This window comes from Paludibacterium purpuratum, assembly GCF_004363805.1.
Classification (GTDB): Bacteria; Pseudomonadota; Gammaproteobacteria; order Burkholderiales; family Chromobacteriaceae; genus Paludibacterium; species Paludibacterium purpuratum.
In genome coordinates, this window is the sequence record NZ_SNZP01000012.1 from 92,880 (window position 1) to 114,242 (window position 21,363).

Genomic DNA, 21,363 nt, shown 5'->3' on the forward strand with positions numbered 1-21,363 from the left:
ATGTCCGTTTCACTTTTTACTCCCCTTTTATACCTCTTGGTTGGGCTTGGGCTGGGCCGAGCGCCTTTTGAGATCAAGGGTCGCGCTTCGGCTCTGTTGACAAAATGGGTCATTCCGTCGGTCATTATCTACAACATTGCCACGCACCGATCCGGCGTCTTTGCCATCATGCTCGGCATGATGGTCATGATGGGGCTGATGTTACTTCTGAGCCGGATATTTACGCGTGACCCCGTGCAAAATCTGTGCTTCTGCTACCTGAACATCGGCTGGCTCGGCCTCCCCATCGCCAGCACCTTGTTTGGCGATGGCGCAGCGATGGTCATCATCGCCGCTTATGTAGGCAGCTCTCTATTCGGCAACTCGGTGGGCGTCGGCCTCATGGCCCATGGCCAAGATCTGAGGACCCGACTGCGCCAAACCATCCAAGCGCCACCGGTATGGGCGTTGTTGCTAGGCCTCGCCTGCATCCCCTTCGGCACGGAGATCGAGCACTACGCGAAGCCGGCATACGACTTCCTGAAGTTCCTGATGGGCTTTCTCGGCATGGCGATACTCGGCATCTGGTTATCCGCGACACCGCTGCAATCGTCCGATTTCAAAAAAGCATTGCGGCCATTTGCGGCACGGCTATTGACCGTGTCCTTACTGACCAGTTTGTTCATCTGGATCTGTCAGCGCACAGGCATCACGCTGGTCACCGAAAACAAACCGGCACTCTATCTGATCGGTCTTTTGCCCCCGGCCGCCAATATCATCGTACTTGAGACGCATTACTTGAAGAGCGGCCGCTCCGCCAGCATGATCGCCTGCGGCACATGCCTCAGCATTATGGCGATTGGGGTTTACGTAGGGGTGGTGTTGTGGCTGCATAGCTGAGTCTGCCGCACTAAGAAGGGCTTCAAGGACTTATCGGCAAGCTGTTTCTGTCAACATGTCCTCGCGTCGCCACTGCTGGCCGTCAGCTCAAGCGGCCAGCGTTCTACGATAAAGATCGAGCATGCCGGGAACCACCGACGCTGCCGTGCATTGCTCGGCCACGACAGCGCGCCGCGCCGCGGCATGGTTCGCCAGCGAGGCGAAGCTGTCGTAAAGCCCTCGCACGGCGTCGACCAATTGGCGCTGGTCGCCGGGATCGACGAAACGGCACAGCAGCCCCTCGGCCACCAAGTCCGGCGCGCCGCTGACCCGTGTCACGATAGCCGGCATGCCGCACCAGAGCGCCTCAAGGAACGCATACGGCAGTCCTTCGAAAAAGCTGGGCGTCAAGGCGATGTCGTAATTGTGCTGATCCAAGCAGAAGGGATTGGGATAGGCACCCATGAGGCGGACATGCTCGCGCTCGCCGCAACTGACCACCAGATCGCGCAATACCGGCATCAACGGGCCGTCTCCCCACAAATCGAGCGTCAGCGGACCGCATTCCCGGCGTATCGCAGCGAGCGATTCGATCAGGAAGGTCCAGCCCTTCTCGGTCGACAGCCGCCCCCAACCCACCAGTCTGCGGGCTGGTTCGCGCCGCTGCCACAAAGGCGTTTCAACCGGGAAAGCACATAAAGGCGGCAGTTGCTTGGATTGCCCGTCAAAGCCGAACCAGCGTCGCAGGTTTTCCGCCGCGCGCGAACTGAAGCAGTGAATCCCAGCAAAATGCGGCAACGCTGCCGCCATCGCCGGGCCATAAACCGATGTCCAATGGCAGCGATCGCTACCGTCGCTAGGCTCGGTGCCGATCAACGGCGGCCGGTCGGTCAACGCCGCGAAACGGAACGCGGTCTGTTCCAACGGGATGGCGTGCACCAGGTCGGGTTTCAGATGGCGGATATGCACCCGCAGGGCATCGAGCGTATCCGCGCCCTCTTCCGCCGCCACGCAGCGCTCGCCCAGTGCCTCACGCCAGCGCGCGTGCACCGGCGGCGCGACGACAAACACCGAGGCATCGATGCCCGCCTCGACCAATCCTTGGCACACGGCGGCGATGAAGGTCTCGCAACCGCCCACGTGATGCAGCCACTCGGCCAATAGCAATACTTTCATGAATAACGCTGCCTCAGATCGCGCAAAACCGGGTTGAATGGCCGATGATCCGGCATGTCCGCGCTGAGCGGGATTTGACGCCGGGCCAGCTCCCACAGAAAGGCATCCAGCCGTTCTCTGTCGGGGCGAAAATCCAGGCAGGTGTGCAAGTGGGCCAGATCGCCGTCCCATTCCCAGCAAACCCCCTTGTTGGAAAACACGCCCCGCCCCAATGCCGCCGCCGGCACGCCGAGCGCCATGGCCTCCAGTAATGTCGTGGAATTGCACGCCAACACCAGACGCGCCTGAACGATCCATTCCGCCACGGTGCCGTCGCGCCGCAGATCGGCCCGGCGTGTGCGATATGCGCTCGGGTCGCCCGGATGAGGTCGAACCACGATCGCCAGTTCGGGAAAGGCGCTTTCGACCACGTCGATCAACGCCTGCATGTCCTGAAAGGGCGAGGCACGGACAATGACGGTATCGCGGGGCATCTGCAGGCAAAGCAGCAAAAAACCGCCGCGCCGGGGTACGGCGCCGGCCGGCAATGCCCGATGGCGGTAGGCCGCCAAGGTGTCGTCCAGGCGACGACGGTCGGTCGGCGGCAGTTGCGCCGCCGTGATCCGCGCCACGCTGCTTTGGTCCGCCACCCCCTGCGCATCGAGATACAGGTAATCTTTTTGCGGCAGCCAGGCATTTTCGGCGAACCAGGTCGGCGCCAGGCGCGGCGCCACCCGGTAGCGTTCATTGAGCGTCGCCATGGGTTCGTCGGTGGTCTCCGAGCCATACTGCAGCACGATATCTGGTGCGAAAGCCATCAGGTTTTCGTGGTAATCATCCGCGCGCAGGTCGAACGTCCGCATTAGGCTGAAGTCCAACGTGTCCGCCAGCGCCTGCTCCAGGCGCGCAGCCTGAAAATCGTAACCGACGCATGCCACCCGGCACTCAGTTCTGCGCACCGGAATAGCCCCCGAGGAAATAATTCAAGGTGACGCGCTCGGAGCACTCGAAGCGGATGCCCATTTCCCAGGCTTCCCGGCAAAACAAATAGTCTTCCGAGAATTGGTAGATCATCTCGCGCGGCGTGACCTGCTCGCGAAAGCGCACCCGATCGAACACGCTGCGCCGCATCAGCCATTCGCTCGAATCGATGTGGCACAGATCGCCATGTGCATCGGGAATCCGGTCGCGGATCACCGCGCTGCCGTCGGTGAAAAAGCCCTCCTCGGCCAACATGAGAAAGACTTCTCGCGCAATTTCAGGGCGATGATTGAGCACCCACGGATAGCTGCTGAGCGGCGCTTCGCGCCCATCCTGGTGGCGCATGCGCCGCCAGCAGTAGGCGATATCGGATTCGGGGTGCGCCTGAAGCAGCGCGGTCAGCGTGCTCACATGTTCGGGCTCGAAGGTATTGTCATCGTCCAAATGCGCCACCAACGGGGCTTGACTGAGTTCGATACCCAAATTGCGCAGGCGGCCGGTGCGCACCGGCTGGTACCGGGTCTGGATCGGGCGATTGTCGTTGACGAATCGCGCACCGAACTGACGGCAAATTTCGTCGGTCGACGCGGCAATGGCCGGCGGCAAATGGTCGCCGACCACCACATGCTCGATTTCTCCCTGATATTGCTGCGCCGACACCGAAGCCAGGCAGCGTTGAAGTAATGGCAGTCGACCTACGGTCGGTGTGATGACAGCGACAGATTCCACGTTCCCTCCAGTGATGTCTCAAGCAGCGATTCGAAATTGGTCAAAACACGGGCCGCCAGCGGCACCAGTGCCGTGTTGCGCGGATTGTGCATCAAGGCGAAGCGCGCTCCGATGCTGGCGGCCGCCTCGGCGTCGCCTTGCTGATCGCCCAAAAACCAGCAGCAGGCCTTGGCAAAGCTGCCGCGATACGGTGCCAAGGCCGCCACCTTGTCCAGGTTGCTCGCCGCCGGCGCACCCATGACATGCTCAAAATAACGATCGAGGCCATGCCACTTCAAACCGGCCCGCACGGCCGACTCGGGCGAAGCGGAAACCACCCATTTGCGCAGATGGGGCGTCGAGGCCAGCCAGCGCTCGGCACCGGCCATGGGTTGCGACCGGGCATACCGGCTTTGCGCATGCAACTTGCGGAAGAAAGCCGTCGCGTGAGCCAACTGATCGGCCGGCATCCCGTGATGGCGCAACCGTGTTTCCGTAGGTTGCCCCATCAAGGACTCGACCTCATGCGACGCCGCGGACAAGCCCCAGTGGGACAAGGTCTCCAGGGTCATGCCGACTAAATCGCCCATCGAATCCATCAGTGTGCCGTCAAAGTCCAGCAAAGCAATGGCGTGATTGAAGTTCATGTTTCATCCTGGGAAATCGAGCATGGCCAGCGCGCTGTCCGTGCCCCACAACACCTCCACGGCGGAGGGATAAGCGTCGCCGACATCCGGTTGCCGGCGCCACGCGTGCATCGCTGCGGGACGCCGAGAGCGAGAGTAGGCGGTGACTTTCGCTAGATCGTTTTCGACCACCTGCGAGGCATAGCCCAGCAAACCGGTCGCTTTGGCGTCCAGCGCCGACGCGACATCGATGCATCGGCACCGGGCATTCGGCAAACGACTCGCGGCGAAGCGATCCAATGCCTGGTTGGAGAAATCCCCCGCATAGGGCAGGTCTTCGTAATACAAGGCGTTCGGGCAGGCACGCCGACACGCCTCGCGGACCATGACATGCTCGATATGCCCGCCGATGCCCATTGGCGCCAGCACCAGGTCGAAGCCCGCCGCAGCTTGCGCGACCGCCACGCAGGCCAATTCGAACAAGGCATCCTCCTCGGGCTCGCGTAGAACGAAGATCGACGCGATGGAGGGATAGCCCCGCAGCAAGGTCTCGGCGAAATCGAGCCGCCGCAACGCGATGTCATGGCGTGCACAGAACACCTCGTCCTCCCGACAGCGCGCGGCGGTAATGGCATCGGCGCCGTGTAACTCGGGGGCGTAAGGCGCATGACAACTGCGCACAAACAACGTTAATTGGTGCTTTTGCCAGCCGCGTAAGGTCGATCCCTTAGCCAGCAAACCGCCTAGAGAGAAGGCGGTATCATCGGAATGCGGCGACAAAATCAAGACACGCCGCGTCGTCATTGCGCGCCCTCGGGCAGCGCAACGGCCAGTTGAAGCAAACTGCCGACCCATTCTTCCAACACCCAGGGACTCACCAGTTCGGCCATGGCCTGGCGCCGGGCGAACAAATCGTCGCGCCGGCGCCGCACCGCCGCCAACGCGGCCACCATCTCGCCCTCGCCTTCCGCAATCCGGACAAAATCCGGCGCGGTGTCGGCAAGCGCCGGCGCCCAGCCCACCGCGGAGGAAATCACCGGTACCCCGGATGCCAACGCTTCGAACAGCACCATGGGCTGCCCTTCGGAAGCGCTGGTCACCAGTAGCACATCCATCTGCCGATACAGTGCCGGGCAGGCTTCGATCGGAACCGCGCGGCGATCGTGATGCCGCACCGCGAACCCCAACGCCGCCACTTGCTCCGCAATCGGTGCCAGATCCTCCCCCACCAGGCTCACCTCGAACTCGGACCGGTCCGGCGCCGCTTGCGCCAAGACCGCCAGTAGGATCGGCAACCGTTTGATCGGGTCATTTCGACCGATCCAGCCGACCGTGAAGCGTGGCGGCAACGTCTGGCGCGGGCTGAACGCTTTCAGCGCGCCGATCGGGCTCGCCAACAAACGGCATCGGCCGAGATCGACGTCATCGCGCATCAGCAAGGCACCAATCGCCGGATGACACAGCCACAAGGCACCGGCCTCGCGAACCCCGCGACGCCCCCCTGCCCGGCTATACAAACCGGGGTCGTCGAAAAAGTCGTGGATACAAACCACCGTCCGCGCCGGATCGGGCGTGTGGTGGGCTTCTGCGGTGCGCAGGGCGATCCAACGGTCGGCGGCTATCTGCGGCGAGGAGGAAATCGTGACACGCACCGTATCGCTACTGGCGGCGGCAAAATGGCGTTTGAGGTCCTCGAACAGCCAGCCATAGTCTTCGGCATAGACGTTGATGTTCAGCATTCGCAGCCATCCGGCTGAGCCTCGACATAAAAACCATCGACGGCGGCCCCCCATCCCGCGCGATCGTCGTCGGGCAAACGATGCGCGTCGATGTGATGCATGCCGCCGTGGCGCCAACTGTCCCCGCCTGCGACCAACACCGGGCTCTCCGGCAGCTCCCGCTCGCGGTATCGCTCTGGGTTCAGTTCGAGAATCTCGAAGGCCCGCACCGCCGTGCCGTATTGCGGATAGCAGTCCTGCGCCCAGCGCAGCAGTCGCCCCTCATCGTTAAGCAACCGCCCGGCCGGTCGAGAACCCCTGACATCCGCCGTGCGGAGCAGTCCGGCTGGGTGGGGCCGCCAACCGCCGTCGAGTTGCGCGGAGGTAAACAGCGTCAAGTCATCGTGTTTCTCGAAGCTCGGGCAGGCAAACAAATACCAGTTACCCTGCCAGAAAAGCGGGGAAGGATCCGCCAATGCGCCAGGCACCAGCACCCCCTCGTCATGCCAACGATGCGGAAAGGACGCTGCCCGGTAGAGGTGAACGCCGCCCGCATCGGTGGACTCCGGTGTCATCCATATCTCGCCGCCGTGCTCGAAAACGTGGGGGTACGAGAGATGCCAAGGCTCGCGCAACACAATGCCGTCGTATGTCCAGTGCCGAAGGTCCGCGCTTTGCGCATGGCCGATCTCGCCTTTGTCGGCGTTCCGGTTCCAAATCTCGAAAAACAGGTGCCAACTCTGGTTAAGACGAATCAGGAAAGGGTCGGCGACGAAATCCGCCGCCACATCGGTGATATCGGCTTTGGTCAAGATAGGCGAGTCGGGCACCCGTAGCGCCAAGGGCGAGGCGCCAAAAGCCAAACCGATGGACCAGATCTGCCCACTCATCGGGGCGATGCATCCGCCAGAGACCGTCGGCCGGCAGTGGGACAGCGGCCGTCCATACGCATCAAGCATTCCATGGGCACAGTCCTTTCGCGCAACACCTTCAAAACAAATGACTGCCGATTATTTTCTAATATGCTAATTGCATGCTAGCACGCAATAAATGTTATTGGAATAACGTATTTGCTTTGATTGATTACACTGAATAACAGTGCCGAGAACCTGGCGGGAGCGCGCTTTGACTTCGTTTCAACATCAATCTATATCTTCGATCACCAACAGGGCCATCGGGGGGCTCAAGACCATGGGGCAATTCCGGCTTGGCGTCGTGGTCACGGCGAGCGCGCTGGCATCGGTTTTCGGCACCACGGCGGCTTTGGCGCAAACCACGGTCACCATTTTGACCGACGATGCCTACCCGCCGTATTCCTACATGGATAAGCAACAGGCCATAGGCATCTATCCCGATATTCTTCGAGCGGCCGCGAAGCACATCGCCGGTTACCGGATCGAGCTCAAGCCGACCCCTTGGCGCCGGGCGATGGCACAACTCCAGGCCGGCACCGAATTGGCTGCCGCACCGCCCTACTATCGCCCCTTGGAACGCCCTTACATCGGCTCCTACTCGGCACCGATGCTCGATGAACACGTCGTGGTGTTTTGCGGCAAACAGATCTTCTCCGATACGCCACGTCAGCGCTGGCCGGACGACTTCCTTGGGCTATTGTTCGGCAATAATTTCGGTTTCCTGCTGGGGGGCGACAACTTCTGGCGCGCGGCACGGAGCGGAAAGATCCATATCGAAGAGGCGCCGGGCAGTCGCGCGAATCTATTGAAGCTGGTCGACAAACGCATCGATTGTTATCTGAACGACCAATTGGCGGTGCGGATCGAGCTGGGCCGCATGCAGAGCCTGGGACTATTAAGCGCAGCACAACGCCAACAAATCCAGGAAGGGCCGACCGTCTCCACGGAGCAAAGTTATGTCGGCTTTACCAATCGAGACAACGGCAAGTTTCCATTCAAGGACGATTTCATCAAAAAGCTCAATGCTGCCCTGACGACGCTGCATCAATCCGGCGAAATCACCCGCATTGTCGGGCGCTACCTCAACGGTAAAAATTAAAGCCGCGCTTGCCATGCAACAAGCGCGGCCCTGCCAAGCATCGAATCGCGCCAGGTCAGACGAACGGACTACCCAGGGCATTGCCCGCTTGGGTATTGCTGATCGGACGGGTTATAGGAAAAGGTGAAACTCGAGCGGACATCCAGCCGAATGACCGGCAGAAAGATTCCCGCCACTTGGCAAAGATCCATCTGATCGTACTTGGCGTTTGCCAAGCCTGGATTGGTGCGTTCGGAATCGTAAAAAAAGGCTTCCAGGGGCAGGCGGCTCGGCTGCCCCTGCGGCCATGACGCCGCAATCAATTCATCCCATTTTGACCAATGCCCAATAGACCCAGAATCCACGGTCGCTTTCAAAGACTGTAAAAATAGATTGGGATTAATCACGGAAAAAGTGCAATTCCGACTCGTACTACTTTGATAGGCGGCAACCCATTGTGCCGAAGTGCTGATGCCCGCATTTGGACAGGAGGCATAATCCGGCCCTGGGACCCCCGACGAGCCCCCGCAACGGTAATTTGCCGTAGAGCCAGAGGTGCCCGCATCTCGCGGATAAATGCAGTTATAGCGAATGTCGTAAAAATTATCGACAACAAAGCTTGTTGGCTTAAAGATAAATCCATTCGCATGATACAACGTATTACTCCCCTGCCATCGTTCCGGATGCATGTCGGCGCGCCAATAGGAGAACGACACGGCATTGTTGCTAGGCGGAGGATCCCATGCGTGATAGTTGCCATGTTCGGTGGTGCGCATGATGATCCCCGAGCAGTAGTGCGCCGGCACTCGGACGCCGTCACTATCGGTGCAATCGTCCACGATGGTGTTGAACCGGGTGTTGAGCTGGGCAGCCACTTCGCTGCCCGTGGGCCCAGCCCAAGCCGCCATGCTGCCACCGACCAACCATTGCGCCAGGCAAAACACCAACAGAAATAGAGTTCTCATCGCTTACTCCTTGGTGAAGCGGCCTCCAAAGTGCGATACGAATGCCAAATGGCACGTCCGCATCGCACCTTGGATCGCCAAGCCTATTTCTTCTTCGACACCAGTTGGAACACGTGGGCATCGGATAGCTGCGAACCGCGTACCGTGGCGGTTACCCTGAAATTGCCAACATTGGCGCCGACAAAGATACCCGGACATGGCGCAAGGCCGTCGGCACCAACGTTCGCCTCGGCTTCCATATCGCTCGTGCCGGCTATGCCGTGCAAAAAACGGGTGCCGGTTGCCGTTGCATTCGAGTCAATATCGCCATCTGCGTCGACTTTGTCGTTGATCCGGAAATTCACCGTGCCATGTTCTACCGGATTGCCCGAGATATCCGTCACCCTGACTCGTGTCCAGCCATCATCGAACGTCTCGCCCAACACACCTTCCAAATTGGGGAAAGGCCTGCGGAATTCGACATGGGCAGGCTGGGATGCCTCGTGAACGCTGATGTTTTTGCGCGTTGAGCAAGACGGCAAGCCCGTATTGGAGATGTTAAGTCGGAATAATCCGGGGACATCGTTGATGTTCATATCTGGAACAACGGCCTTACCCTCGTCATCGGTGGAGATAAGTATGCTTGGGCCCATATTTTGCACGAAGCGTCCGCCCGCACCGTTCGAAGTAATAATGTGGAACTGCACGTGCGCATTGGGCATGAGCGCCCCGCGCTCGTCCTTGGCCACCACCCACCAGCGATTGCGAACGGTTTCAGCGCGCGAGGCGCTCACCTGCTCGTTGATCGGCTCGAACGAGTTGATCACCTTGACTGTCAGATCCAGCGTCGCACGCACTGTGGGGAAATCGTCCCACGTGGCCACCAATTGATATTCGCCGCCGGTTTGGCCGGCATACAGCTCCGGCGTACTGGTCATGCCATCCCGGTCGGTGGGCGGGCACTGCACGATCTGTAGCGAACCGCTAAAATACGGCACAGGGGCTTCGCTGTCCTCCGGATCGACATCGGACCCGTCTCGGTTTTTGATTGCCACCGTGACGGTGGCACCGATGACGGGATCGCCTATACCGGTATACAGCAGGAATTCCACCGGGCCGCACGCGTCGTCGACAGTGGCTGTGATCGGATCGGTTTCCGGATCCAATGTCGAGCCCTGGGGCGGGCGCCCTTCCTTGATGTGGACAGATAGCGGCTGACTCAAACCCTCGTCGCCATCGCAGGTCAATCCAATGGCGATATTACCGACGCGCGGACCGGCAATGATCGTCCCTGCGGGCAAGGTCACGATGCCGTCGCGATCGCACTGCGCAGAGAAACTGGGCTCTCCCGTGTTGAAGTGGGTGCCGGTGGTATCCGCCGGATCGAGCGTAAACACCGCCAAGGCGTTAGGCAGCACCGGCGTTCCCGGGCCATCTTCCCGCAATTGGAAACGCAGGGCGGGGAAAGGCCTGTTAGTCGCCACATCGGCCACCGGACCATCCATCAGCGTCGCCGTAAAACCATATCGGTACTGTAGGGAGATACCGGTCACCACACAGGCACAGCCATTGCAAATTTTGTCGGCGCCGCCGTTGGGCCAGGCCGCCGACGGGCCAAAAGTCAGGTTGTAGGTTCCCGGGTTGACATGTCCTTGTTGAGCGCCATCTTGTCCAATCGCAAAGGGGTGTTGAATCCATTGCACATTGGGGGCGCTACTGCTGGTCACGTCCAGGAAATCCTGGGAGTAAGTATTCGAGCCGTTGCCAAATGTCACACGGTACTGGTGCGTGTTATTGGCTCCCGGGCTACTCAGGCAGTTGTAGCCGCTATTGAAGGGGTTACGAATGCTGTAGAAGGAAAGCACCATCTGCCCACCCCGTTGCACGACGATATCGCGCTGCATCATACTGCCGAGCGCGGTGTTTGCCGCTGTATTGGCCATGCCGGGCTGGGTTCCGGCCAAGACAACCATACCGTAGGTCTGGCCGGTGATCGCGGCGGGCAACTGCGACTGGTACTGCGTCATTAAGGCGTAGTCGCGGTCTTCGATGCGCAAGTAACCGCTAACCAGCTCCCACTCGGTCGGCATGAACCGACTGGGACTGGTAATGGAGCTGCACTGATTGTGGTCCGGCGCCCCAATTTCATCATGCACTAGCAAGCCATTGCGCAGTAAATTCCTTGGCTGTAGTGTGCCTCGCTCGGTAGAATCGGCATATCCGATGACCTCATTGTCCAAGTCCAACATACTGTTTCTCCTCTTCGCTCAACCCACACCAGCAGGATTGCTGGTGGAACCACAGAACGGCGCGCATTCCCCTACCCCGCTTGCTTCTTCATCGATGGGGAAGCCACGTAAGTGCATAGGCTTTGGCTATTTCGGGATGGCCTTCCATCATCAGCCTCAACGAGCCGGTATCGGGAACGACCACATTCGTATCGACCGCGTACAAGGGCACCGAGTAGGGAAAGAGAGGGGTGTCTGCAGGATGTAAAATTATCGACCGGCTCTGATTGGCCGCATCCTGCAGATAGAAAGTATCCGGGAAGCCTTCATCCACCACCGCCCTGACGGGAATATAGGGCCAAGCGCTATCGCCGCTCCCGATCAAACGAATCGTGTCCGTAAGGCACGTGCCGCGGGTGATGGTGAACGGCGGTTTGTTCTCAAACGCGAACGTGTCCGCAGCGGGCGCCAGGGCCAGATCGAGGCGAGCCGGCGAACATTGCGAATTAGTCGTGCGGCAGGTCGCCACGATGGCAAACATGCCGGGGCGTTTACCCGGCACCAGCCGGGCCGCAGGCGTAATGCCGTCGGTGTAAGTGGTCAATGTCACCCGCGCCGAGGCGTTGGACTCGAAAGTGGTATCGGTGTCGCCTTGAATTTCCAGGTCGATCAGCGCTTGGTCGATGGCGGTGCCAGACGCATTCGATGCCTTGATGCGCACGGCTTTAGGGAAAAACTCGTCATCGACAAAGCCGGTTTGTTGGTCGCCTTCGATCACCGTCAGGTGATCGACATTCGGTAAGGGGTTTCCTTGCACGACGAGCGGCGCACTCGGCGTATTTTCCGCAGCGCTATTTCTCGCCAGAACGGAAAAATTGCCTGCAATGGGGCCCGCCCGCACCTGCACGGCCGCCAGACCGCCGTTGTCGGTCACGACCGAAACGGAGCGCCGCCATGTTTGGCTGCCGGTTGCATCCTGCGGGTTGCGTACCTGGGGCGCATTGGGATTGTCCGAATCCACGACAAAGGAAATGGTCTGCCCATCGACGCCTGGGTATGGCGTGACGGCCTCGACCAGCCGGGCGGTCAGTAGGTGCGAAAACGTCTCGCCGGGCGCCGCGGTCATCGGCCAAGGCAATGTATTGCGCACAAACGACAAGCTATAAAGCGTACTGCGTGGCTTTGCATTAGACATCGTCATTCCCTCGGGTAGGATTGATCAGAGCGGCGAATTCAGATGGATACGGATAGGCGCCGCCAGGTCTACAGGATCAATGTCGCGACGTGACGAATTGCAGCCGATAGCTTTTCCAAGCGTCCACATGCCCGTGGATGGAAAGCCTCAGCGCCCCGTCGGGCGACTCGGGAGCAAGTTGATCCACCGCCGTCACCGGGATCCGGTATTGCCCCGGGGACGCTTCCTCGGGGTAGACCAATATACTGGGGTGCTTATCGGTCGGCGTGCCGAAAAAGAACGTACTGGGATAACCTGTTTCGATCACGGCATCCACGGGAATGTAGGGCCAGGAACCCCCATTGTTGTCCTGTAAGCAGAACGGTTCCGACCATATGCTGCCATGGGGGATAGGCACGGGTTCGCTAACCGCGCAAAAGTGGAAATCCCCCACTGGCGGCGCCAGGGCCAGGTCGAACTGAACGGGTGGGCATTGCGGGCTATCCGGGCAGCTCGCGCTGATGGAAAGCCGGCCGGGACGGCTGCCTGGAATCAGCGGCAGCGCGATGGTTCGGCCATTGACGGTCGTCAGGACGCGGATCTCCGCCGTGTCGCTATCTTCGAATTTCGTGCCGGTGTTGCCGCCGATGGTGAAGAGAACCGATGCATTCTCCACACCTTGTCCGGCCCAGTTTTTCGCTTGCACCTGCACAGCCGCCGAGAAGCTCTGATCGTCCTTGAACCCCGTCTGCCGGTCGCCTTGCGTGATGGTCAAGGTGGAAACCTGGGGCGGAGGCGTGACCGCCCCCGAGACACGTAGCGCTTGGTAGACCGGCGTGTTATACGCCAGGGCATGCTGCACCTTGAGCTGAAAAGCCCCGACATCGCTGCCCGCGCGCGCATCCACCGAGGCATTGCCCCTAGCGTCCGTCGTGACGGCGGCGAACACGTCCCATGCCTCCTCCCCGCCATGTCGCCGGATCTTCGGCCGATCAAGGCTACCCGAGGACATGACGACGAAGGTAATGGATTCGCCTTCGACCGGAGCGCTGTTATTCCTATACATCAGGTGCGCTTCGACAGGCCTGGCAAAGAGCGCCAGGGGCTCGGCATCCATCGGCTCGCCGCCGACGACGGAGATCGAATAGGGCTGGTCGCCTTGTTGCGGTTTCATGGTGTCTGCTCCCGTGTAGCCCCCCACCGCCCGCAAGCGGCGGGGGGGGCTACTGTGAGGACTTCAGTGGCGGTGGCCGACCGGACTCAACGCGTTACCCCTGGCAGGACCCTCACCGTGCCGGACAGAGGCGTACCGTTGACGATAAAGGACACATTTTGTTCCGCCGCGCGTTGACTGAGCTGGTAGATGCAGTACTTCGCTTTCGCCTGATCGTTCAGCAGCACCGCTTCCCCCTCCCCGTTGGTGACCAACGTAATGCTGTACTGGTTATCCTTGTCTTCACCGCTGGGAGGTACAGTCACAAACGCGAAATTGCCATTATCGTCATCCATGAAGCATTGCACCGCGACGCCTTCGCAAACCTCGTCGCCAGCTCCCGTTACCTTGATGGCGAACGAGTCGGAGTTGAAGTCGTTACCACTGGGCATCTGCCAATGATCCGGGTCGGCCAACGCGTGGGCGGGCGTCGGAGTTACAGTCAAGGTGAATGAAACCGGTCCGGCGCTCGGGTTTGTTTCCAATGCCGCCGTCAGTGTGACGGCTGCGCCGGGCGCAGCCGTGCGGGAGGCATACACATCCACCTGCGCCGTGGCATCGGGGGCGCTCACACCCTCCGTCAAGGTTTGTTGCGTACCGTCATCGTGGAAGCCCGCCGGTCCGGTGAGGGTGAATTGGATTTTGTCCGGGTAGCTCGGATCCGGATTGCCGTCCTTCATCAGTCGGATGGTCGGGGTGCCGATGCCAAACTGCTTGCCGGCCCACGCGAAGAACTTGTTGTTGCCCTTGTAGATCTCTATGATCGGGAGCAGGCTATCCGGGTCGCCGATGGTACCCTGGTACACCGCGCTGTCGACGACTCTGCCGGCGTAGAGCAACTGAATTTGGAAGCGGTCGTAGTCCATGCCATTGCTGCCTGCCTGCAGGGTCGACACAGTAAACTGGCCTTGGGCATCGGTGACTGCCGCCAAGTGGGTTTGCCCTATGCCATCGCCATCGGTAAATAGCGCGACGCCCTGTTTGCCATTAGGGACAATGATGTTGAGATCGAAGGTCTTGCCCTCATCGGCCTGGCTACTATCACCCTTCAGGACAGATACGGTAAATTCGGGGAACATACTCCCAGGCAGTTGTACCCCGCTCGGCGGCTCGGCGCTGGCTGTATAGCCGCTGACATCCGGATCCACCGGGCTGCTGCTTGGCTGGGCCTGAAGCAGCTTTTTTGACCCGGACTTCTGGTCGACGACAATGACTTGATCCAGGTTGCCCCCCGACACATAGCCCATCAAGTAAAGATCCGCATCTTGTGCTGCGCTCGTTTCGGTGATGCCCTGGCCGTTCGGCGGCAGGCGGTAGAGCCTGCCGGTCCTTCTGCCTGCGACGGACAGCCAGATATAATCTGCCCGGTCGCGCTGCATGCCGTAGATCCCTATATCGTCCGAATCGGGTAGACGCTGCACGGACTCAATTTGGCGGGGCGACTTGCCCAGGTCGATAGAAAAAAGCGTCCCGGTTTGAGTTGAACCGACAAACAAAATATCCTGTGCGTTATTGAAAAGCGCCGAACGAAACCCCTGGTGACCAATGATATTCGGGGCGAGGGGAATAGTGGTGAGTTGCCCAATGTTTGGATTCTCGGTCTTGACCTGATACACGCAATTGTTACCTGGCGAAGGAATCCACAACGTTTTGTCCGACGCTCGACGCACCAGCGCAACCGAGCCCGCGCTATCGGGCAAATCCGCAAGCTTGGTGGCGGCGTTGCCGTCCGCTTTGACAGAACTGACTTTGCCCGCGGAACCGGATTGCGAAAGGAACCAGATGCATTGCGCGTCCGAATCCCAAAGCATACTGAGCGGGAACGAGAAGAGGTCTGGCCCCAGAACACTGCCCACATTGTCGCCGTCGGGATCGCACCAATACAGACGACTGCTGCCTTTGGGGTTCTGGCCATTGTCGGCCAGCCAGATTTTCTCGACCTCAGATTTATCATCCAGTTGCAGCTCGATGTACCTCAGCCGCGCCTCACTATTCGTGCCTCCCCAGGGCGGCAGGGTGATGTCAATCGTTTCGATATCGGTGGCGGCGCCCCCCGCCGGCAACTTGTATACCTTGGCTTTGAAAGCGTTGGTACCAGTGTCCTTGACGGGGCCCTCGTCGACGACATAGATGTCACCATTCGGTGCGGCAACGATACCCCCGGGGGAAGCCCCTGTGGGGAGTGCGAGCGGTACGATGTCCATTGCGGTATTCCTTTGTCGAATTGGAATGCCGGCTGCACGAACATGTCGCGCAGCCGTTGCCTAGAGCCTCCCGTTACCACAGATAGCGAACGCCGAAATCGATGCCGAACGGCTGTTCGATGCGCGGACCTTTGGCATACTCGGCGGCGAGATGCCATTGGGTCCGTTCGTTGAGTTGTGCGTTGAAGCCGGCGCCGATGATGGCCCGGCTACCATTCAAGTTGGTAGAGAACGAAGTGCTGTTGGTCTGCGTTTCGCTGCCCGCCCCCATTTCGGTGGCGATGGCGAGCTTGACATAAGGCGAGATCGTGCCCTTGGCGCGGCTCAGGTCGTAGGTCGAGCCCAACGTCACACCCAGTTGCGTTTGCACCGACTTGGTGCTGTCTTGCAGCACCGTCATGCCGTTGCTGAGCGAGTAATCGCTCGCCTTGCCGTGGAACACCGCCAGCTGGGCGAAGGGTTGCAGATACGCGGCGCCGGACAGCGAGAGCTTGTGGCCGACTTCGGCCGTGGCGCCAAGGCCGTAATTGGTATGCGAGCCATCGGCCGTGCCGCCGCCGTTCATCGACACGTGCACATCGTTCGAGAAGCGGTTGGCGCGCAGGGTCAAATCCAGGTAACTGCCATTATCGGTCAGCAAGGTGGCATAGCCGCCGAGCGTCAGACTGTCCACGGCACCGGATGAGCCGGCACCGAACGACAGGGAGGAGTGGCCATACCCCGCCAAGGCCCCGACGAACCAAACGCCCGCCTGGGTATCGATGCGCCGGTCCGCCCCGATCATCAAACCGCTCTGATTCTGGCTGTAGGAGGCGCCGGCCGAGGGGTCGATGTTATAGCGGCGGCCGTAGGTCTGTACCCAGGCGCCATCCATCCGGCTCGGATCGTTTTTCAGATCGCCCATGCGCTGGGCCAGGGTCGCGGCTTCGCCGTACCAGACCGTGGGTGCGACGTGGGCGAACGCCAAGGCATCCTTGGTCGAGTTCGACAGGTCGCCGTCGTCCTTCGGATCGTGCACCAGCTCCCAGTCGCTGCCGTTTTGCACCATATGATAGGTATACGTGCCGACGTCCACCTTATCGTTCTCGAGCGTAAACGCCCCGGTCGCCCCGCCCGGCCCTTGCACGACCACGATGTGATCCACACCGTTGGCCGGGTCGCGGCCGTCGCCGGGTACGCTCAGGGTGTAATTGCCGGAGAGAGAGCCGGTGACGACCAGCTTGTCGCTATTGCCGGTCTGAAAATCGACGTTCTCTGTGAATTGGCCGGAACCGGAAAGATTGGCGACCGTCAGGGTATGGTTCTGACCTGCCGACTGGCTGAGTGCGACCACGCCGCCCGCCATGTCCAAGTTGCCGATGCCGGACGAGCCCGTCATGGTGAACGCGCCGCCGTTGTCGACCGTGAGCGTGGAAACATTGGTTGCCACGCCGGTGATCGAACCGCCGGCATTCAGCGTGACGTTCATCTGGCCGCCGGCGCTGTTGTCGAGATTACCGGTCAGGCTGGACCCAGCGACCGTCATGGTGGTGTTCGCGCCACCCAGCGCTTGCAGGATGTCGCCGTTGCCGCCCTGGAGCTGCGTGCCGTTCGAAATGTCGATTGTCAGGGTTTGGCCGCTGCCGTCGCTGTCGGCGACGATTGCCGCGCCCGTTCCTCCGACTACCCGCGCCCCGTCGAGGGTGACCGTCCCGATATTGCCGTTGCTCGTGTTGTTACCATAAGCGTAGATACCGTTCTGCGTGCCTTGCAGCAGACTGTTGCCGGACACGGTCAAACTGGCCGCGCCATGCCCGTTTGGGGCCGTACCATCGAGATAGACCGCGATGCCGTTGTTGCCCTGACCGACGATAGTCGCGTTCTGATCGACCTGCAGGCTCGCGCCGGCTGCGCCGTACAGACCGAAACTACCGATGTCGATCGACCCGGGATGAGCCGTTGCGTGTGCACCGCCGCCCACCACCTGCCCGCCATGAATCGCGATCGTCGCGCCGTTCTGTCCCTGCACGCCGGACTGATCGCCGATAATGTTGGCGCCGGTGGCAGTAAACGTGCCCGCGTCGACCGACGCCGCGGCACCAGCGGCGTGCAACGTCGAGCCCGTCAAGGTCACCGTGCTGGTGCCGAATAGGCGAATCCCATTGCTGTTCGAATTAATGACTGTCTTGTTCGTGCCGACGAGAGTCGATGCATTTTGCAACAACACGGCGGCAACCACGCTGCTATCGGTGTTATCGATCTCGACATTGTCGAGATTGATGTCCGCGCCCCCCGTCGTGACGATATACCCTGTGACGTGAGCCGCGGTGGCCCCGCCGACGCCTGCATTGAGCGTACCGTTATTCACCTTTACCTGACCCAGCACGGTACCGCCGCCTTTGACGGTCAAAGTGCCCGCGGCGACAACGCCCGCAGCGCTGTTCGAGGTCGAGGTCGAGTTGCCGACGGTGCCGCCGTTTTCGACCGTCAAAGTGCCACTGGCGCCCACGTTGAATCCCGACGTATTGGCGCCCGTCACCGACTGATCGTCGGTGACGTCGGCCGATCCGTTCGAAGGCACGGTGATGGTCGACGCCCAAACACCGGTGGCGCTCAAGGCCAGCGCAATGCTGACGCTCATCGGCGCAAGGCGCGTACGTAGCGCACTCGGAAAACGGGTACACGATTTGATGTTTTTTTGGCTCACGGCGACTGACTCCTACACAAAAAAACGTTGATTTTATTGATAAAATTATCAAACCGAATATCAGACAAATCCTACAACCCACCGCTCGCGCGGCGGCTTGTACCGGTTACTCCAATTGATAGCGCTGCTCGGCGGTCACGCTGGCGCCGACCATGGACACCCCGATCTTGAACGTCCCGAGACGCTGGCTGCCCAGCCGGATCGCCGGCACGGGCACATAGCCGTCATAACCGATGCTGCCGATGGGGCTCTGCTCGACGAAGTGCGTGCCGGTTTGGTCGGTGTCGTCGAGGGTAAAGCTGACCAGGCCGCTCAACATCGGGAAACCATCGTCCGCCATGGCGCGCACTCGCCCTGCTCCACCGGCCACCACGACATCGCCCATCGAGCAGGCAGGCCACCCGCGGGGCGCGTCCACGCATGCCAGGCCGCGCGCGGTTTGTCGCGGGCGCACCTCGATGACCAACCGGGCCGCGGCGCGCAGGCCGCGCGTGAAACTGTCGACATTAATATTGAAGCTGCGCGGACCGCCGTTGACATGTAACGCCGGCACCCACACGCGCCCGGTGTCCGCATCGGAGAGCGCAAAACCAAAGCTTGAGCCGTCATCGAAATGCGCCTCGGGATCGTCGATGGTGAAGTCGACTCGCTGCTGCCCTGCCGGCCGGCCTTCGCTATCCAGGGCGAGGAAAAACCACCAGTCGTGCGCGTAGGTCGCAGCGACGACGGATTCGTTGCGCGTGACGGGGTCGAGATGATGGACCGCCGTGACGATCAACGGCAGTGTGCGCGGCGCGGCGCCGTCGCTTTCGAACAAGATCCGGTACTCCCCGGATTGATTGCCGGCCTGGATGTTCAAGGGGTGGCCGATACCGTTGCTGCCGGTCGTGATCAACTGCAGCGATGTCAAGGTGCCGTTGTTGCTGAAGCGGGGAACGCTGCTATCGTTGCCGGCGACTGTCTGCCCGTTCTTCTGAATACGGGCGGTCAGGGGAACCGCGGGTAGCGGACGGTGCGTGGCATCGCCCAGTACCGAAACGCTGATCTGCTCGCCGGGAAAGAGGTAGAGGTCGGGCATCGAGATCGATTCGGGGTTGATGCGTATCGTCCGTTGGTCGAAAGCCGCCGCCTGGACGGTCAACTGCCATGAACCGGCTTCATGACTATCGACGATGGCCTTGAGCTGTGCGCCGCCCATTTGCCGACCGGCGTGCAGCCGCCCTGACGGCAGAGCGATTTGGCCCTGGTCGCCCGCGACGGTTTCCGGGTACTGATGACTACCGTCCGAAAACAGGACGTCGGCATCTTGGCTGACCGTGGCGAAAGTCACGGTCTCGCCGCGCGGTAGCACCACGTCATTGCGCTTGGCGACAAACGTCATAGCCGGGAAATCGCCCTCGACCGGGGCTGTGAGTTGCGCTTCGGGCGGAGATTGCAAGGTCACCTGATAGCGATCTACCGCTTGGACAGTTAGATGCCATGTACCTGCCTCATTGCCGGCAATGCTGGCTTTGAGCTGTGCGCCGCCCGCTTGTCGACCGGCCTGCAACCGACCTTGCGGCAGATTGGCATGGCCTTGGTCGTCCGCGACGGTTTCCGTGTACTGATGGCTACCGTCCGAAAACAGGACGTCGGCCCCTTGGTTGACCGTGGAGAAGCTGACATTCGCGCCGCGCGGCAGCACCACGTCGTTCTGCTTGGCGACAAAGCTCATCGCCGGGAAAGCGCCATCGACTGGGGCGCTGAGTTGCGCCTCGGGCGGAGATTGCAATGTCACCTGATACCGATCTGGCGGGCTCGGCCGTTTAACCGCCATGGGCCAGGTGCCGTTGTGAACGGTGACCCACGAGCCGCCCACCACGTATTGCAAGCTCAGCCCTTGCATGCCGGTGCGATCGCGGGTCACAAGCATGCCATCCGGAAGTGACACATGACCGTTTGGCCCCATCTGCATGGCATAACTCTCCGCGGGACGGGTTCCTCCCGGCCTATCTACCCTGAAATAGGCTAAGCCCGCGATCGGAACGGCAAGGCGGACGGGATAGCCTTGCGGCAGCGGGGAGCCATTCGCGTACGTGACGGTGAACTGCATGCGCGGAAAGCTCGAGTTGATATCCGCCACCAATTGTTGCGGGGAGTCGAGGTGCCCGTAGACCTCCTCACTCGGTGAGGCGTCGCGCCACGCCAGTGTCGGCATGACAATGCAGGTATTCGGTAAGCTGACGTTATCCCGACTGTTACGAAACACGACGACATAGCGACCGGTCTGAGAGACGCTGAATTGGAGTTCATGCGCCTGCCAGCGCTGTTCGGTATCGGCAAACATCTGCTGGGCGACAGGGATATGGCCGTTGAAATCTTGATGGGGCTCAACGCCAGGACCGTAGACACTGACGGTCATCTTCCCTCCGATAACCACACCTGACGGTTTTGCCCCGTAGTAGCTCAACGTCAGCGTGCCGGTGCGCTGAAGCTCGAAACCGAGGCCAAATTCGGCAGCCTCATTGATCGGCCCTCCGTTCCACTGTCCCAGAACACCCCAGGCGCCGAGAAAATTAGGCATATTCCCGTTAATGGGCACAATCTCGGTATTGCCGATGCCCCAGCCGGCCAGCGAGCGGTCAAACGAAGTCAAACTCCACAGGCCTCGGCGATAGGTCCCGCTCGCTGGAATATTGGCGAGCGAGGTACCCGGGCCGATTTGGAGATTGTTCGCCAAACCCGTTTCTAGCAGCAGGTGATCGTTCGAGATGAGATTGATCCCATTCTCAGCGCGTTCGAGCATTTCGAGCCTCCCTCAAGGCATCTGCGACGCCATCCGAATCGGTGCGGACGACAATGTTTCTTGGCAGAGCAACCCGCCACTTGCGCGCGGC

Annotated in this window: 16 protein-coding genes; 2 read left to right on the forward strand and 14 right to left on the reverse strand. The window is 60.6% G+C overall.

Features of this window, described 5'->3' with window-relative positions; translation table 11 throughout:
- On the forward strand, positions 1 to 879 hold the full coding sequence (locus DFP86_RS14705) for an AEC family transporter (RefSeq protein ID WP_133682564.1): 879 nt from the start codon (positions 1 to 3) through the stop codon (positions 877 to 879).
- Positions 880 to 966: 87 nt separating this feature from the next.
- On the opposite strand, the gene DFP86_RS14710 is transcribed toward DFP86_RS14705, so the two are convergent.
- The 7 genes from DFP86_RS14710 to DFP86_RS14740 are packed head-to-tail and all read right to left on the reverse strand — an operon-like array spanning position 967 to position 6,936.
- Entirely contained in the window at positions 967 to 2,034 is a 1,068-nt protein-coding gene (locus tag DFP86_RS14710; RefSeq protein WP_133682566.1) for a glycosyltransferase family 4 protein, read from the reverse strand.
- A complete protein-coding gene (locus tag DFP86_RS14715; RefSeq protein WP_133682569.1) occupies positions 2,031 to 2,972 on the reverse strand; it encodes a capsular polysaccharide export protein, LipB/KpsS family in 942 nt (313 codons plus the stop codon). Before DFP86_RS14715 ends, DFP86_RS14710 begins: the two co-directional genes overlap by 4 nt.
- Complete coding sequence (locus DFP86_RS14720; protein ID WP_166642284.1) at positions 2,959 to 3,723, reverse strand: glycosyltransferase family A protein; 765 nt, start codon at positions 3,721 to 3,723, stop codon at positions 2,959 to 2,961. Before DFP86_RS14720 ends, DFP86_RS14715 begins: the two co-directional genes overlap by 14 nt.
- Positions 3,690 to 4,349 carry an HAD family hydrolase gene (locus tag DFP86_RS14725; RefSeq protein ID WP_133682572.1) on the reverse strand — a complete coding sequence of 220 codons (660 nt, stop codon included), beginning with the start codon at positions 4,347 to 4,349 and terminating at the stop codon, positions 3,690 to 3,692. The genes DFP86_RS14720 and DFP86_RS14725 overlap by 34 nt, the downstream gene beginning before the upstream one ends.
- A 3-nt stretch (positions 4,350 to 4,352) precedes the next feature.
- Complete coding sequence (locus tag DFP86_RS14730) at positions 4,353 to 5,132, reverse strand: PIG-L deacetylase family protein (protein ID WP_133682574.1); 780 nt, start codon at positions 5,130 to 5,132, stop codon at positions 4,353 to 4,355.
- A complete protein-coding gene (locus tag DFP86_RS14735) occupies positions 5,129 to 6,067 on the reverse strand; it encodes a glycosyltransferase family 4 protein (RefSeq protein WP_166642285.1) in 939 nt (312 codons plus the stop codon). Before DFP86_RS14735 ends, DFP86_RS14730 begins: the two co-directional genes overlap by 4 nt.
- Positions 6,061 to 6,936 carry a glucosamine inositolphosphorylceramide transferase family protein gene (locus tag DFP86_RS14740; RefSeq protein WP_133682578.1) on the reverse strand — a complete coding sequence of 292 codons (876 nt, stop codon included), beginning with the start codon at positions 6,934 to 6,936 and terminating at the stop codon, positions 6,061 to 6,063. Before DFP86_RS14740 ends, DFP86_RS14735 begins: the two co-directional genes overlap by 7 nt.
- 301 nt (positions 6,937 to 7,237) lie before the next feature.
- On the opposite strand from DFP86_RS14740, the gene DFP86_RS14745 reads away from it, so the two are divergent.
- A complete protein-coding gene (locus DFP86_RS14745) occupies positions 7,238 to 8,059 on the forward strand; it encodes a substrate-binding periplasmic protein (RefSeq protein ID WP_133682580.1) in 822 nt (273 codons plus the stop codon).
- 68 nt (positions 8,060 to 8,127) lie between these two features.
- Here the strand turns inward: DFP86_RS14745 and DFP86_RS14750 are convergent, their stop codons facing one another.
- The 7 genes from DFP86_RS14750 to DFP86_RS14780 all read right to left on the reverse strand — a co-directional run bounded on the left by DFP86_RS14750 (position 8,128) and on the right by DFP86_RS14780 (position 21,272).
- On the reverse strand, positions 8,128 to 9,003 hold the full coding sequence (locus DFP86_RS14750; RefSeq protein ID WP_133682582.1) for a hypothetical protein: 876 nt from the start codon (positions 9,001 to 9,003) through the stop codon (positions 8,128 to 8,130).
- A gap of 83 nt (positions 9,004 to 9,086) precedes the next feature.
- Positions 9,087 to 11,231: a hypothetical protein gene (locus DFP86_RS14755; protein ID WP_133682584.1), complete on the reverse strand. Its 2,145-nt coding sequence runs from the start codon at positions 11,229 to 11,231 to the stop codon at positions 9,087 to 9,089.
- 88 nt (positions 11,232 to 11,319) lie between these two features.
- The gene (locus DFP86_RS14760; protein WP_133682587.1) at positions 11,320 to 12,405 is read right to left on the reverse strand and encodes a hypothetical protein; all 1,086 of its coding nucleotides are present in this window, start codon (positions 12,403 to 12,405) and stop codon (positions 11,320 to 11,322) included.
- Between the two features lie 76 nt (positions 12,406 to 12,481).
- Positions 12,482 to 13,558, reverse strand: coding sequence for a hypothetical protein (locus tag DFP86_RS14765; protein ID WP_133682589.1), 1,077 nt, complete (start codon positions 13,556 to 13,558; stop codon positions 12,482 to 12,484).
- Positions 13,559 to 13,644: 86 nt separating this feature from the next.
- The gene (locus DFP86_RS14770) at positions 13,645 to 15,801 is read right to left on the reverse strand and encodes an NHL repeat-containing protein (RefSeq protein WP_133682591.1); all 2,157 of its coding nucleotides are present in this window, start codon (positions 15,799 to 15,801) and stop codon (positions 13,645 to 13,647) included.
- A gap of 73 nt (positions 15,802 to 15,874) precedes the next feature.
- Positions 15,875 to 18,487 (reverse strand): autotransporter outer membrane beta-barrel domain-containing protein, encoded by a 2,613-nt coding sequence (locus DFP86_RS14775; protein WP_133682593.1) that lies wholly within the window; start codon positions 18,485 to 18,487, stop codon positions 15,875 to 15,877.
- 106 nt (positions 18,488 to 18,593) lie between these two features.
- Positions 18,594 to 21,272 (reverse strand): hypothetical protein, encoded by a 2,679-nt coding sequence (locus DFP86_RS14780; RefSeq protein WP_133682595.1) that lies wholly within the window; start codon positions 21,270 to 21,272, stop codon positions 18,594 to 18,596.
- Between the last annotated feature and the right edge of the window lie 91 nt (positions 21,273 to 21,363).

Excerpts from the sequence above, each read along its gene's own strand:
- DFP86_RS14745 (WP_133682580.1), top strand. The coding sequence starts at position 7,238 with ATGGGGCAATTCCGGCTTGGCGTCGTGGTCACGGCGAGCGCGCTGGCA.
- DFP86_RS14760 (WP_133682587.1), bottom strand. The coding sequence starts at position 12,405 with ATGTCTAATGCAAAGCCACGCAGTACGCTTTATAGCTTGTCGTTTGTG.
- DFP86_RS14705 (WP_133682564.1), top strand. The coding sequence starts at position 1 with ATGTCCGTTTCACTTTTTACTCCCCTTTTATACCTCTTGGTTGGGCTT.
- DFP86_RS14730 (WP_133682574.1), bottom strand. The coding sequence starts at position 5,132 with ATGACGACGCGGCGTGTCTTGATTTTGTCGCCGCATTCCGATGATACC.
- DFP86_RS14780 (WP_133682595.1), bottom strand. The coding sequence starts at position 21,272 with ATGCTCGAACGCGCTGAGAATGGGATCAATCTCATCTCGAACGATCAC.
- DFP86_RS14755 (WP_133682584.1), bottom strand. The coding sequence starts at position 11,231 with ATGTTGGACTTGGACAATGAGGTCATCGGATATGCCGATTCTACCGAG.
- DFP86_RS14725 (WP_133682572.1), bottom strand. The coding sequence starts at position 4,349 with ATGAACTTCAATCACGCCATTGCTTTGCTGGACTTTGACGGCACACTG.
- DFP86_RS14735 (WP_166642285.1), bottom strand. The coding sequence starts at position 6,067 with ATGCTGAACATCAACGTCTATGCCGAAGACTATGGCTGGCTGTTCGAG.
- DFP86_RS14750 (WP_133682582.1), bottom strand. The coding sequence starts at position 9,003 with ATGAGAACTCTATTTCTGTTGGTGTTTTGCCTGGCGCAATGGTTGGTC.
- DFP86_RS14770 (WP_133682591.1), bottom strand. The coding sequence starts at position 15,801 with ATGGACATCGTACCGCTCGCACTCCCCACAGGGGCTTCCCCCGGGGGT.
- DFP86_RS14765 (WP_133682589.1), bottom strand. The coding sequence starts at position 13,558 with ATGAAACCGCAACAAGGCGACCAGCCCTATTCGATCTCCGTCGTCGGC.
- DFP86_RS14740 (WP_133682578.1), bottom strand. The coding sequence starts at position 6,936 with ATGAGTGGGCAGATCTGGTCCATCGGTTTGGCTTTTGGCGCCTCGCCC.
- DFP86_RS14710 (WP_133682566.1), bottom strand. The coding sequence starts at position 2,034 with ATGAAAGTATTGCTATTGGCCGAGTGGCTGCATCACGTGGGCGGTTGC.